Annotated in this window: 10 protein-coding genes; 8 read left to right on the top strand and 2 right to left on the bottom strand. The window is 44.4% G+C overall.

The genetic code is table 11. The annotated features are described in order from the left end of the window. The first annotated feature begins 65 nt into the window (after positions 1 to 65). The 8 genes from pheT to EJV45_RS17720 all read left to right on the top strand — a co-directional run bounded on the left by pheT (position 66) and on the right by EJV45_RS17720 (position 10497). Positions 66 to 2462 carry a phenylalanine--tRNA ligase subunit beta gene (pheT, locus tag EJV45_RS17755; protein ID WP_129717880.1) on the top strand — a complete coding sequence of 799 codons (2397 nt, stop codon included), beginning with the start codon at positions 66 to 68 and terminating at the stop codon, positions 2460 to 2462. Positions 2463 to 2541: 79 nt separating this feature from the next. Beyond that, positions 2542 to 2832 (top strand): hypothetical protein, encoded by a 291-nt coding sequence (locus EJV45_RS17750; RefSeq protein ID WP_129717878.1) that lies wholly within the window; start codon positions 2542 to 2544, stop codon positions 2830 to 2832. Positions 2833 to 2863: 31 nt separating this feature from the next. After that, a complete protein-coding gene (locus tag EJV45_RS17745; RefSeq protein WP_129717876.1) occupies positions 2864 to 3154 on the top strand; it encodes a cell division protein ZapA in 291 nt (96 codons plus the stop codon). A gap of 265 nt (positions 3155 to 3419) precedes the next feature. Continuing rightward, on the top strand, positions 3420 to 4982 hold the full coding sequence (gene rny, locus EJV45_RS17740) for a ribonuclease Y (protein ID WP_129717874.1): 1563 nt from the start codon (positions 3420 to 3422) through the stop codon (positions 4980 to 4982). A 96-nt stretch (positions 4983 to 5078) separates the two neighbouring features. After that, positions 5079 to 5579 carry a DUF962 domain-containing protein gene (locus tag EJV45_RS17735; RefSeq protein WP_129717872.1) on the top strand — a complete coding sequence of 167 codons (501 nt, stop codon included), beginning with the start codon at positions 5079 to 5081 and terminating at the stop codon, positions 5577 to 5579. Positions 5580 to 5689: 110 nt separating this feature from the next. Then, positions 5690 to 8500, top strand: a complete 2811-nt coding sequence (locus EJV45_RS17730; protein WP_129717870.1) for a TonB-dependent receptor — start codon at positions 5690 to 5692, stop codon at positions 8498 to 8500. A gap of 80 nt (positions 8501 to 8580) precedes the next feature. Next, the gene (locus EJV45_RS17725; RefSeq protein ID WP_129717868.1) at positions 8581 to 9939 is read left to right on the top strand and encodes a T9SS C-terminal target domain-containing protein; all 1359 of its coding nucleotides are present in this window, start codon (positions 8581 to 8583) and stop codon (positions 9937 to 9939) included. 57 nt (positions 9940 to 9996) lie between these two features. Then, on the top strand, positions 9997 to 10497 hold the full coding sequence (locus EJV45_RS17720) for a hypothetical protein (protein ID WP_129717866.1): 501 nt from the start codon (positions 9997 to 9999) through the stop codon (positions 10495 to 10497). Positions 10498 to 10582: 85 nt separating this feature from the next. Here EJV45_RS17720 and EJV45_RS17715 read toward each other — a convergent pair whose 3' ends face one another. After that, complete coding sequence (locus tag EJV45_RS17715) at positions 10583 to 11800, bottom strand: hypothetical protein (RefSeq protein ID WP_240755334.1); 1218 nt, start codon at positions 11798 to 11800, stop codon at positions 10583 to 10585. A gap of 398 nt (positions 11801 to 12198) precedes the next feature. After that, complete coding sequence (locus EJV45_RS17710) at positions 12199 to 13950, bottom strand: lysophospholipid acyltransferase family protein (protein WP_129717864.1); 1752 nt, start codon at positions 13948 to 13950, stop codon at positions 12199 to 12201. Positions 13951 to 14051 lie beyond the last annotated feature (101 nt).

The raw sequence follows: 14051 nt of genomic DNA, 5'->3' as shown, positions 1-14051 counted from the left end.
CGCTTAAATACTATCTTTGCAGCTTATCTGCGGGCTCGCACAGCTTGCTACCGATTCAATTACACATGAAAATATCGTATAAGTGGCTTAAAAATTTTGTTGACACCACGCTGAGTCCGGAAGAAATATCGCTCGCACTTACAGGTATTGGCCTGGAAGTGGAAAGCCTTGAAAAAGTTCAGGCAATAGCCGGCGGATTGGAAGGGCTTGTGATCGGGGAAGTGCTTACCTGTGTTCCGCATCCAAATGCAGATCGACTGCGTGTTACTACGGTAAATGTAGGCGAAGCAGCGGCCTTGCAAATTGTCTGCGGTGCGCCGAATGTTGCAGCAGGGCAGAAGGTGATTGTTGCTACCGTTGGTACAACTGTCTATCCTTTATCAGGAGAGCCCTTCAGGATCAACAAATCAAAAATTCGCTCTGAACTGTCTGAAGGTATGATCTGTGCTGAAGATGAAATCGGGCTTGGCAAATCACATGATGGCATCATGGTGCTCCCTGAAGATACCATACCAGGTACCCTTGCAAAAGATTATTTCAAACTTGAAGATGATTTTGTTTTTGAGATCGGGCTTACGCCCAACCGGGCAGATGCTGCCTCTCATCTTGGTGTAGCCCGGGATCTGGCCGCCTACCTGCGTACAGCTTACCACTTGCCTGATCTGACGGCTTTTAAAGCCGGTGAGCAGCCAGGTATTGCGGTTGAAGTTGCAGATGCGGCATCCTGCCCGCGGTATTCTTCCCTGCTTATTACGGGTGTTTCTGTGAAGGATTCACCCGACTGGTTGAAGGAACAACTGACTGTAATTGGTATCCGGCCAATCAACAATATCGTCGATATTACGAATTATGTGCTTCATGGCCTTGGACAGCCGCTGCATGCTTTCGATGCAGCGAAGATTTCCGGCTCAAAAGTAATCGTCCGGAAAGCTGCAGAAGGAGAAAAATTTGTTACCCTTGACGGTGTAGAGCGCAAACTTTCTTCAGAAGATCTGATGATCTGTAATGATACGCAGCCCATGTGTATTGCCGGAGTGTTTGGGGGGATCGATTCAGGTATCACGGAGTCAACTACCAGTGTTTTCTTAGAAAGCGCCTACTTCAACCCTGTAAGCGTTCGCAAGACGGCTAAACGTCATACACTCAAGACTGATGCATCTTTCAGGTTCGAGCGCGGAACCGACCCGGAAATGACCTTGCCTGCCCTGCAATACGCGGCGCTGCTTATTACTGAAGTTGCGGGCGGAACGGTAGCTTCAGCCGTAAATGATCAATATCCCGAGCCTATCCAGCCATTCAATTTCCCTGTTTCCTATAAAAACATCAATAGGCTGATCGGTGCAGAGATTCCGGCGGCAGAGATCCGTTCGATCATCCAGGCGGTAGGTATAGAGATATTGTCTGAAAGTGAAGAGCAACTCGACCTGAGGGTGCCGGCATATAAAGTAGATGTAACCCGGGAAGTTGATGTCACTGAAGAAGTGTTACGCATCTATGGATATGACAACATAGCGATTCCGGCCAAGGTAAATGCTTCGCTGTCGTACAGCGCAAAACCGGATCCGGAAAATACACAACAGCTCATTGCCGACCTGCTGGCTGCAAACGGCTTTACAGAAATTCTCTGCAACTCGCTAACAAAGGGTGCCTATTCCCGGCAGCCGGAACAGGCTGTGCAGGTTCTGAACCCGTTGAGCAGTGACTTAAATGTCTTAAGACAGGAGCTGTTATTTCCTGCGCTGGAAAGTGTAGCCTACAACCAGAACCGAAAAAACGCTGATCTCAGGTTTTTCGAATTTGGGAAGACATATCATCTGATCAATGAAAAATATGTAGAACGGCCAAGGTTGCTTGTGCTGTTATCGGGGAATGCTCAGGCTGAGCAGTGGAACCAGAAAATTCAGCCTGTTGGTTTCTATCACCTGAAGGCCGTTGTAGACGGTGTTCTTAGCCGGCTCGGACTTTCAGGCTTTCAAACCGGCGAAGCTGCGCTAGAGCAATTCAGCTACGGTCTGAAATATTTCCGCGGCGAAAAGGTGCTGGTTAGTTTTGGTGAGGCATTGCCGGCAGACAGGAAGGTAACGGGAGTTGACAAAGCGGTCTTCTATGCCGACTTCGACTGGCAGGCTTTGTTGGACAGCAGCCGGAAAAACAAGATATTTAATAAGGATATTCCAAAATTTCCGTCTGTGCGTCGTGATTTGTCGTTGCTTATAGATAAGGCCGTGAATTTTGATGACCTGAAATCTGTTGTTTACAAAACTGAACGTAAGCTGGTTCGGGACATTCAGGTGTTTGACGTGTACCAGGGTGATAAACTTCCTGCGGGTAAGAAATCATATGCTATCAGCCTGACCTTGCAGGATGAGGAACAGACACTTACCGATCAGAAGATCGACGGATTGATGCAAAAGGTCATTGTTAATCTTGAAAAACAAACCGGGGCTGAGGTTAGAAAATAAGATCAAACATGCAATTTCTTCGGTATTCGAACGAAAGTTTCAACACTTTTAAATAACTTAGCCACTTAATTAATCGTACATGGCCACGGTTGCAGATCAATTAGATTCAGTACTGGATAAAACTGCACGACTCATTGAGTTGTGTCAGGCATTACAGGAAGAGAATGACCTGCTGAAACTTGAAAACCAGTCGTTAAAAGTTGCGCTCGATACTTCTAAGACAAAAATATCAGACCTGGATGAAAAACTTCGGGTTCTGAAAGTCGCCAAGAGCATTGAGGGTACGAGTGAGAAGACACTTGACATAAAGCAAAAAATTAACGAATTTGTGCGTGAAATAGATAGGTGTGTAGTATTGCTGAAGAAATAGAGGCAATCAGGTAGAAACTAAGCTAAACAATATGGGAGAAATCTCCATTAAGATAACTATCTCCGACCGCATTTACCCCTTAAAGGTAAATATGGAAGAAGAGGAAATTGTGAGGCGGGCAGCAAAGATGATCAACGAGCGCATAAAAGAATACCAGGAAAATTATGCGGTCAGAGATAAACAGGATTTACTTTCAATGGCGGTGTTGCACTATGCAACCGGCGTATTGAAGGCAGAAAATAAGGTCCAGGTACAGGACACAGCTGTCGCCGATAAGGTGGTGGAGTTGGATAGTTTATTAACAGATTTTTTCTCCAGATAGGGGTCGTTCTTTTTTAATGTGGCGCAAATGAATTGTCCGGACCGGATAAGGTGCTGCCAGAATAGCAACAAAAATATTAGCCGCAGCTAGATTTTTGAGTTTCACTATTTTTAAACTTAACACTTCAATATGTATGGGGTTAAGAAAGTGGATTTCATCTGCCAAGTGCACCTGAAAATGACTTAAATCCCAATTATGCTTAGTTGAGGTTTGAAATACATGAGACTCGATAGATCAGTTGCGGTTTTTTTTTAAAAACAAAAAAATGGAAATAGTTGGAATAATTGGATATGTTTTAGCCGGGCTCATAGCCGGCACCTTGCTGGGGAGGTATCTCCTGCGAAATTTGCTAAAGAATCAGGAGATCGCTGCTCAGACAAAAGTTAAAAAAATCTTAAAAGACGCTGAGAATAACGCAGAAATCCTGAAGAAGAATAAACTGCTCGAAGCCAAAGAAAAGTTTTTGCAGCTCAAGGCTGAGCATGAGCAGGAAGTAAATACACGTAACAATGCCGCTAATCAGCGTGAAAATACCCTCAAGCAAAAAGAACAATCCGTAAACCAACGCCTTGAAAATCTGAACCGGAAGGAACAGGAACTGGATAAGGTACGCACCAACCTCGAAAAACAAACGGATCTCGCTGTTAAAAAACAGGAAGAAGTTGAACAGCTGAAAAACCAGCATCTGAAGCAACTTGAAACTATTGCAGGTCTTTCTGCCGAAGAAGCGCGCAACCAGCTCGTTGAAAACCTGAAGCAGGAAGCCCGCACACAAGCCATGATACAGGTTAAAGACATTGTCGACGAGGCAAAGCTAACCGCTACCAAAGAAGCTAAAAAAGTCGTTATCCAGACTATTCAGCGCACCGCAGTTGAAGCGGCGATAGAAAACACGGTTTCTATCTTTCATATAGAAAGTGACGAGATCAAAGGCCGTGTAATCGGACGCGAGGGGCGCAATATCCGCGCTCTTGAGGCCGCCACAGGTATTGAGATTATTGTAGACGATACACCGGAAGCGATCATTCTCTCAGGTTTTGATCCGGTTCGTCGTGAGATTGCCCGTCTGGCCCTGCACCGTCTGGTTACAGATGGTCGTATTCACCCGGCCAGGATCGAAGAAATCGTTGCCAAAACAAAAAAACAGATCGAAGATGAAATCATCGAGATCGGAGAACGTACGGTGATCGATCTTGGTATTCACGGTCTGCATCCCGAACTGATCAGAATGGTTGGGCGTATGCGCTACCGCTCGTCATACGGGCAAAACCTGCTGCATCACTCGCGTGAGGTAGCAAATTTCTGTGCCACCATGGCTGCTGAACTTGGCTTGAATGCAAAGCTGGCAAAACGTGCAGGTTTGCTTCACGATATCGGAAAAGTTCCTGATGACAATCCGGAACTGCCGCACGCTATTCTCGGGATGCAACTGGCCGAGAAATACAAGGAACACCCCGAAGTTTGTAATGCGATCGGTGCTCACCATGACGAAATTGAAATGACCTCTCTGATCTCGCCAATCGTTCAGGCCTGCGATGCCATTTCTGGCGCACGGCCGGGTGCACGCCGCGAGGTTGTTGAAAGTTACATTAAACGCCTGAAAGAACTTGAAGAACTGGCACTGTCATATCCGGGGGTTGAAAAGACCTTCGCAATCCAGGCTGGCCGGGAGCTGCGGGTGGTTGTAGAGAGTGAACGCGTAACTGATGCCCAGGCAGAACTTCTTGCTGCAGATATTTCGAACCGCATACAGACGGAGATGACTTATCCGGGGCAAATTAAGGTGACCGTTATTCGCGAAACCCGCTCTGTATCTTACGCCAAATAACATTCAATATCCAGAATAGAAAAGCGATTGTCAGAACCAATCGCTTTTTTTATTTTTAACACCCATCAAACAGCACAGTTGAAAAAAGAAGAGTTTATGAAAACGCAGGCAAGACGTCCGGTTGACCGGGATTTCGACAAGTATGCCGAGAGTCACCAGAATGGTACCAATAAGATCATCCATTGGATCTGTGTGCCATTAATCTTTTTCAGCATTCTCGGACTGCTGTGGTCTATACCCTTTCCGCATATGGATTTTCTGGGCAGGTACAATGGTTACCTGAATTGGGCGTCGTTTGCCATTGCTTTTTCGGTATACTATTATTACCGCCTATCGCCGGTACTCTCTTATTTCATGCTGATCATTATTTTTATCATGGCGATGGGAATCGTGCAGCTGGAGAAGTGGCAGTTGGCAGGGGGGCCGTCCATATGGTCAGTTTGTCTGGTCATCTTCGTCGTTTCCTGGATCGGACAGTTTGCAGGGCACAAGATAGAAGGCAAAAAACCTTCGTTTCTTGATGATATTAAATTTTTGTTAATCGGTCCGATCTGGCTGCTGCACTTTATCTGCCGCAAACTGGGCATAAGGTATTGATTCTTTTGCGTGTTAACATTCGCTTAATAGTTAGCTAAACAAACCTTAATTAACACCTAACACGCGGCTAACATTGTGGTAATAGCTTTGCCTGAAAATAATTCAGGAAAGTGAAATCAACAAACTCATTCTCAAAAATCCTTCTCGCTCTATTTTTTGTGGTATCTGCGCTCTCAGCATATGCACAGACGGGCGGTAAAATTGCGGGTACCGTTACAGATAAGAAAACCGGCGAAGCGCTCATTGGTGTTTCGGTGCTGGTCAAAGGAGTAAATAAAGGTATAGCTACCGATGTAGATGGTAAGTATTTGATTGGCGGTTTGGCCGATGGAAAGTATGTACTTGCTATATCATACGTCGGCTACGCCACCAAGGAAGTATCTGATGTGGAAGTGAAGTCCGGCACGACTACAACTCTCAACACAATTTTGGAAGAAGCTGGTTCCAACCAGCTTAGCGATGTAGTTGTCAGGGCAAATTTCAAACAGGAATCTGTCAATGCGCTTCTTGCACAACAAAAAAATAGTCCAATCATTTCAAGTGGAATATCCGCTGAGATAATTCAACGATCACCTGATAAGAATACCTCCGAAGTACTGAAGCGCGTAAGCGGTGCAAGTATTCAAAATAACAAGTTTGTCGTTATTCGGGGATTGGCAGATCGTTATAATGTCACAATGCTTAATAATGCGATTATGCCGTCTACCGAACCGGATAAGAAGGCCTTTTCATTTGATATTATTCCCTCCAACCTTGTCGATAAAATTTTGATCAATAAAACTGCGTCAGCTGATCTTCCTGCCGACTTTGCTGGAGGTATTGTTCAGGTTGTAACTAAGGACGTGCCCGATCAGGATTATATTGCTTTTAGCACCAGTTGGGGATACAACACTCAATCGACTTTTAAAGACTTTACGTCTAACGAGCGTGCAAACCTTGCCTATCTTGGTTTCGGTCAAAGCGACAGAAAACTTCCGGCGTCATTTCCCTCATCTTTTCAAAAATATAATCCGCTTACCCCTGATCAAAAGGTCGGTTTAACAAAACAGCTTTCGAATCCATATGGGGAGCATACCTATGCGGCATTGCCAACCCAAAGTCACCAACTTACCTGGGGCAATCGAACTGATTTTGAGAATGGAGGTTCACTTGGAAGTATTGTATCCCTTTCTTATCGCAACGGACAAAACATCAATCCGGTTGAAAGGAATGATTACCAAAACAATTTCCAGGATATCTACTATGCTTATGATGACAGTCAATTTATATTTAATACAAGTGTAGGCCTGCTTGCCAACATAACCTATAAAAAAGGAAAGACTAAATTAAGCTTCAAGAACCTGCTAAATAACGTGTATGATGAAATTTATACCGACAGAACAGGTTTCAATACAAACATCGATGGTAATCTCCGTTTCAATAACAACGAACTCACTCAGAAATTCATATCAAATCATCAATTGGATGGAGAACATGCATTTGGTGCACGCGATCAGAAATTGAACTGGAATCTAAGCTATTCACTAACCAAGCGCGATCAACCGGATCTAAGATCTATATACTATCGTGAAAATGGTGCTGGGACAAAAGTCTATTCGGTAGTTGATCGCAATAGCCGGCGTTTTTTCTCAGATATGCATGAAGATAATTTTTCCGGGCAAGCAAATTATACACTACCATTTACTCTTAAAGGCAAAAAAAGCTCTTTCAAAGCCGGGGTTCTCTCAAACTATAAGACCCGGGATTTCAATGCCCGTATTTTTAACTACCTGTTCAATTCTACCGGATCGCCGAGCTTTGATGATCAAGTATTGACATTGCCTAAAGACCGAATTTTTGCATCCGAACAAATCAGGGCTACCGGTGGATTCTTTTTGACCGATTTCACAAGCAATACTGACTCCTATGACGCACAAACGTTTTTAAATGCTGGCTATGCTATGCTCGATAATCGTTTTGGCGAAAAATCACGATTGGTTTGGGGTGTCAGGCTCGAACAGTACTATCAGAATGTGGATTACATTGACCTAAGTGGCACCAGCAGAAGTATGGACCAACAATTCACTGACATACTTCCCTCAGCAAACTATACTTATACAATCTCTGACAAAAGCAACTTCCGTGTTTCTGCTTCAAGAACGGTTTCTCGTCCTGAACTTCGCGAACTTGCTCCGTTTGAATTTTATGATTTTGTAGCCCAAACAGCTACGTTAGGCAATCCGCAATTGAAGCGTGCGACAATTAACAACGCAGACCTCCGTTACGAAATCTATCCTGCAAGCGGGGAATCAATCACGGTATCTGCTTTCTATAAAGATTTTAATGATGCCATTGAGCAGGTTCTCGATGGAAGTGCTACACCAGAGCGGAGACAGGTAGGTTTTCAAAACATGTCGAAGGCGTATTCTTATGGCGCGGAACTGGAATTGAGAAAAAGATTAAACTTTATTAATCAATCCAGCTTTTTCAACGATTTGACCATGTTTGCTAATTTGAGTTATATAAAGTCTGAAGTGGAACAAGGAAGTGCGAATTTGCAATCACGTCCCCTGCAAGGCCAGTCACCATATCTTCTCAATGGTGGAATTCAATACGCAAACGATAAAAGCGGATGGAGCCTCACCGCACTTTATAACCGCGTAGGACAACGGATTGCTTTCGTTGGAAATAACCTCATTCCTAATATTTGGGAGAATGCACGAGACGTAGTAGATTTTCAAGTGAGTAAAAAACTCATTAATAATAAGGCTGAACTCAAACTCAACGTTGGAGATCTCTTGAATCAGCGAAGTATCTTTTACTTAAATATGGATGATAAAAACGTTTATGACGGTGGTGTTGACAAGCCCTACACATCTGCCAGATTTGGTACAAACATTTCACTTTCATTCACTTACAATTTCTCTTTAGGACAACGCTAGTTACTCATTAAGAAAAATTAACATATCTCTAAAGTTGAGGTAACACGTAAAACGGAATTTTACAGCAAAATCATAACAACATGAAATTAAAAAATGCTTTTTTAGCGATTTTATCTTTGGGTGTAGCTTTTACATCATGTAAGAAAAATGATGGCCCGGAAGGTCTTGAGGATACAGTAGTTATTACTAACGGTGGAACACTAACCGGTACATACAAAAGCGGACAACGTGTAGTCGTTAATAAAGGTACGGTAACTCTGAATGGGTATACTTATTTCGAGGAGGGATCTACGTTAACGATCGAACCTGGAACAGTAATTAAATCAAGCGTCGAAAACAAAGGGGCTTTGATCATTGAACGAGGTGCTAAAATTATCGCTGACGGAACTGCTTCAGCGCCAATCGTGTTCACCTCCGGCCGTGCCGCCGGTCAGCGTGCGCCTGGTGATTGGGGCGGAATAATTGTTTTGGGAAAGGCGACTACAAACCTTACCAATCCGACAATCGAAGGTGGCGTTGGAAGACAATATGGCGGTACTGTAGATACTGATAATTCAGGTATTCTACGTTACGTTAGGATTGAATACGCAGGTATAGCTGCTCAACCAGGCTCGGAAATTAACGGTTTAACCTTAGGTGGTGTTGGTTCAGGAACCGTCATCGACCATATCCAGGTTTCTTATGGAAACGATGATGCTTATGAGTTCTTCGGTGGTACCGTTAATGCGAAACACCTCATTGCTTTTGCTACCGCTGACGATGATTTTGACTTTGATAACGGCTACAGAGGTAAAATTCAATTTGCTGTAGCACTTCGTGACCCCGCATTTGTAGATGGGGGCGACGCTGGTAACGGCATCGAATGTGATAATAACGCGAACGGAACTGATGCTACGCCGCGCACACGCCCAAATATTTCTAATATGACCATTCTTGGTCCTAATGGTGCAGCAAACACGGCAGCTAACCATAATTTTGCTAACCGATTTAGAAGAGCCACTGCTTTCGTTTTAAACAACTCAGTGATGATCGGTCACCCTGATGGCGGGCTATCACTAGAATCTAACGGAACTTATTCATCCCTTATCGACGGGACATCGCAATTTAACAATAACGTAGTTTTCGCACTCGCTGCTCCATACAAACTCGGAAGTGACGTAACAGTTGCAGGTGCAACAGCAGCTGCGATCGAAGCAAAGGCAGCGGCTAGCGGTTCGGTGAAACTAACAACCTCTGCTGAAGCTGGGATAAATGGTGCATTTACCTTAAACGCCCCGAATTTCTTACCGTCTGCAGGTTCTATCCTGCTTGCAGGTGCTGCTTTCACAGGCGATCAAAATGATGCATTCTTCGAAAAAGTATCATATAAAGGTGCTTTTGGTGCGACTAACTGGACATCAGGCTGGGCAAGCTTTACACCACAAACAAACGCTTATTAGAATACATTTAGCATTGAAGCCGCCAGACCCGTCTGGCGGCTTCTTTTATTTATAGTCATGTTGCGCTACATCTTTATCACTTTCGGTTGCATCGTGCTCTTAAGTGGGTGTTCAAAGGACGAACCAGCCGTAACGCCTGAGATATTGGTAGATACTGCCGCATTGCAACCTTGCATGAGGGGAATGATATGTTATGGCTATCAAGGTGTTGTGCAGAGGCTCGATACAAATGGTAATGTGTTAAACTTGTGGAGCTTCTCCAAGGAAATCTGGACAGATACAAGTCGTACAGTTTTTCAAATTTTTGCGCCAATTCATGTAAGCCGTTTTCAATATGGACAGGAGGATTTTCTCTTTAATCGAGTGGTAAATGCTTCTTTTGTAAATTTCCGTACCGGGAAAATTGAAGTGCCTGAAGTGATTGATGGGCATATAGCAGGGGTATATATGTCCTCAGGACCGCGCACAGGTCAGTGGTTGATAGAAATGGATATCCAGGTTCAGTTTAATGAGAATTCTAGTTCACGGAGAAGATTCAAATCCAAGGAATTTCTTTAATACTACAAATAGCCGATTGTTTTCTCGAAGTGCAGAACACAGACCCACGGTGTGTTATAATTATTTTATTGTCAAGGCATCGCAACTATTTGTTTGGCGTATATTGATAAACAATTTCGTAATCAGTGTTCCGCAGCGCTGTCGTGACCTGGCCAAGTTTTAAGTTTTCCCTTTGCGGGGTCGCTTCACGGATCGTATAGGGCTTACCTTTATACATCACCGGTTTTCCAGCCGGCTTATCCAGTCCAACGGCCAACGTAATGTGTGTTGGGTACAATAAGGCAATCATAGGCAGGTCGTAGATTTCCTTAACCAGCATAAAAAACAGCGCGGCCCGGTCATCGCAGTCGCTGTAATCAGCAGACAAAGTCTGTTCAGGCGAGAGCCGTTTTTCCTTACCAAAGTGCTCGTCATCGCTCTGGTACAGAAAAGCATACCGAGTAAAACGCATCAGGTAATCAACGCCTTTTGACTGACTCATTCCGCGGGTATGCTTTCTTAACACAGGGATAAGTGACTGATATGTTTCATGGCTGAGCGGGATGTTAAAATAAGTTTCGAAATCGACACCGGGGTAATTGGCGAAAATAGCCGGAATTTCCCTGTTGACTTTAACACGAAAATGATATGCCTTGCTGCGGTACTGAAAGGCCAGCTCCTTTTCTTCGTAACTGTCGGGTGTAAAATCGGGCATTTGTGTTACCTTGTATGAAAAAGGCGCAACAGCTTCCGCAATGGCGATGTCGACCGGCTTATAGGTATTTTCGCGTTCAAACAATTTTCCGTAATCGTGATAATTCAGACAGGTGTACTTGTTGCCCTTATAATTGACATAGGGGATGTCAGAAATATCCTCCTCATTGCGAACATAAAAGATGATCTGGCCGCGACCAATGGCCAGACGGGCATCATAACCTGACTTGCAAAGCAGAAACCATTTGTACAAGGTGTAACGTGTATAATCATCATTCTTCGGACTAAGCTGTCCGGCAGTCTTGCGAATAAGCTGGTAATAGAGCCAGTCGCTCAACTTATGCTTTTCGCGAAAGGCCAGCAGCGAATCGATTATTGGCTTGTAGTTCCCGGCGTTCATCTGCCGGTAAAACCCCCTGACAGAAGCTGCGCTCAGGGGCGCCTCGACCGGAACAATACAACTGGAGTCTGCCGAAAAGTTTATAGTGCCATTGTAATAGGCAATACTGTGATTTTGCGCATGCAGGCGGCTGATGGGAAATGAGAATACGAGCAGCAGGCAAAGCCTTAAGCCCGCTCGCTGTAATCCGTTGTTCCACCTTATCTGCATCGTAGCATTCAATATACGAAAATCCCTGCATTTAAATGCGATACAGTTTCATACTGGCTGAGGGGCGGTGCGTTCTGTGTTGCAGTAACCCGGCCGGTTAAACCTGATGGTAGCGGCGGCCCTGAGGCACGAAGGCCACAGCAGACAGCAGGGCAGCAGTAGCCGAAACGTGCCGGAGCTTGCTTTCCACAAAGCTTCAAAATCAACTTTTAAAGACCTCTACAAAAAAACACAACCGTTAAAAAATGTTAAAGTAACTACGATTTAACAGCTTTTTAACAAGATCATTCTAGTTTTGCTGACGTAAATTATTTGGTTAAGATTTACAGTTTAGGTTTAGTTGATAACAAAAAACCCGGGTGGATGTCCGGGTTTTTGTTTTATGGTGATTTTCCTGGTTACAGGTTTTTTCCAAGTTTTTCGATGATCTCCATCGGTATGTTCTGCGTATCTACAACTAGGAATCCGTCAAGGCAATCGGAAAACTTGGGATCAATATTGAAACAGATAATCTTTGCATTCAGGTTCATGTATTGCCGCAACAGTACCGGAATTTTGATGTGTGTTGTTTCGATATCACCGATCAGTGAATCGAGATCTTTCAGTGATTCACTTCCTGCCACCAGCAAGTCTGTAGAAATAGGCAGCAGGTCTGCCTTAAATTTATTCTTTGGCTTGACGTATTTGGCCATTTCATAATCGAAGTGATTTCTGGTGATGTAGTCTACGATCAGTGCCTTTGAAAACTTCGAAAAACTATTGCTGATGCTCACCGGTCCGAACATGTAGCGGTACTGCGGGTTGTCGATCAGGTATTTCAGGATCCCCTTCCACAACAAAAACAGCGGCAGCGGCTTACCCTGATATTCTTTTCTGATCCACGAACGGCCGAGTTCAATGCCCTGACGCAACATCGGGTAAATCTGGTCTTTCAACTTAAACAGTTCCGAAAGATAAAAACCACGCCTTCCCATACTTTCAAGTATTTCATCACCCTTACCAATCCGGTAGGCGCCAACAATGTTTTCCAGGTTCGTGTCCCAGATAAACAGGTGGTGATAATATATATCGTAATTATCCAGGTCGATCTTTTTATTGGTTCCCTCGCCAACTTCACGGAAGGTAATTTCCCTCAGACGGCCGATTTCCCGCAAAATGTTGGGAATCTTCATTGTCGGTACAATGTAGACTTCGTAATTCTTTTCTTTCCATACTTTGAAGTCTTCAAGTGTGGCAACTTCTTCAGTGATCTCTTTACGCGATGTCTCCGGAATCACTGCTTCCGGGGTCTTCTTGCGTTTGAAAAGATTGATCGGGTTAAAGAGCTTTTTCTCCTGTTCCAGGCTTACCCCAAGTGCATAGGTACGGGCGCGCAGGAAGTCAAGCAGCTTGTTCGAGTTGTTGTTATACGAGATATCATTGATATCGATCGGTTTTCCAATCCGCACACGGATCGTTTTGCCCTGTTTGTTTAAAAATTCTGAGGGGAGTTTTGCCGTACGCAGCGTTGGATGTATAAAACTCAGAATATTGAACAGTACGCCGTTGTTGCCATGGAAATATACAGGCACAACCGGAACTTTTGCCTTGGCGATCAGCTTACCCACAACGGGGTGCCACATTCTGTCTGTAATCTGCTGGGCGTCGAGTTTGAAAGTAGAAACTTCACCGGCGGGGAAAATACCAAGTGGCACGCCGTTCTTCAGCAGGTCGAAGGTTGTTTTTAGCCCGCTGATGCTTGAAGAATGCTGTACATTTTCAAAGGGATTTACCGCAACGAAAAACTGATCAAGATTAGGGATTTTCTTCAGGATGAAATTAACCATTACCTTGGCCTCCGGCCGGACAGTGCACAGCAGTTTAACAAGCGCAAGCCCTTCCACACCGCCATAAGGGTGGTTAGCTATCGCGATGAAAGGACCGGTTTTGGGGATATTCCGAAGATCGTCTTCATCGAAAGATATAGAAACGCCTATAGTTTCCAGAACCTTATCAATAAATTCTATCCCTTCATAATGCTGATTTTTGGAGAAAACGTCATTGATGTCGTTCAGTTTCATGATCTCCATCATCAGGGCGGCAAGGCCGGGAACGCCTAGTTTATCGATTTTGGTAGCCTTCGCAAATTCTTGCGTCGTAATGATCTTCATGCAGGATAGTCGATTCGTTTGTTTTGTGTTTTGCGGAAGGCGTGCTGCGTGTAAGGTCGCTTCAATCTGCCGGCAGGAAAACCTGTATGCCGGCCGATCAT

The sequence above is a fragment of the Pedobacter sp. SYP-B3415 genome (genome assembly GCF_004138205.1).
Taxonomy (GTDB): domain Bacteria; phylum Bacteroidota; class Bacteroidia; order Sphingobacteriales; family Sphingobacteriaceae; genus Pedobacter.
This window is presented reverse-complemented; position numbering and strand designations above follow the sequence as displayed.

Excerpts from the sequence above, each read along its gene's own strand:
- EJV45_RS17735 (WP_129717872.1), top strand. The coding sequence starts at position 5,079 with ATGAAAACGCAGGCAAGACGTCCGGTTGACCGGGATTTCGACAAGTAT.
- rny (WP_129717874.1), top strand. The coding sequence starts at position 3,420 with ATGGAAATAGTTGGAATAATTGGATATGTTTTAGCCGGGCTCATAGCC.
- pheT (WP_129717880.1), top strand. The coding sequence starts at position 66 with ATGAAAATATCGTATAAGTGGCTTAAAAATTTTGTTGACACCACGCTG.
- EJV45_RS17745 (WP_129717876.1), top strand. The coding sequence starts at position 2,864 with ATGGGAGAAATCTCCATTAAGATAACTATCTCCGACCGCATTTACCCC.
- EJV45_RS17710 (WP_129717864.1), bottom strand. The coding sequence starts at position 13,950 with ATGAAGATCATTACGACGCAAGAATTTGCGAAGGCTACCAAAATCGAT.
- EJV45_RS17715 (WP_240755334.1), bottom strand. The coding sequence starts at position 11,800 with ATGCAGATAAGGTGGAACAACGGATTACAGCGAGCGGGCTTAAGGCTT.
- EJV45_RS17725 (WP_129717868.1), top strand. The coding sequence starts at position 8,581 with ATGAAATTAAAAAATGCTTTTTTAGCGATTTTATCTTTGGGTGTAGCT.
- EJV45_RS17720 (WP_129717866.1), top strand. The coding sequence starts at position 9,997 with ATGTTGCGCTACATCTTTATCACTTTCGGTTGCATCGTGCTCTTAAGT.
- EJV45_RS17750 (WP_129717878.1), top strand. The coding sequence starts at position 2,542 with ATGGCCACGGTTGCAGATCAATTAGATTCAGTACTGGATAAAACTGCA.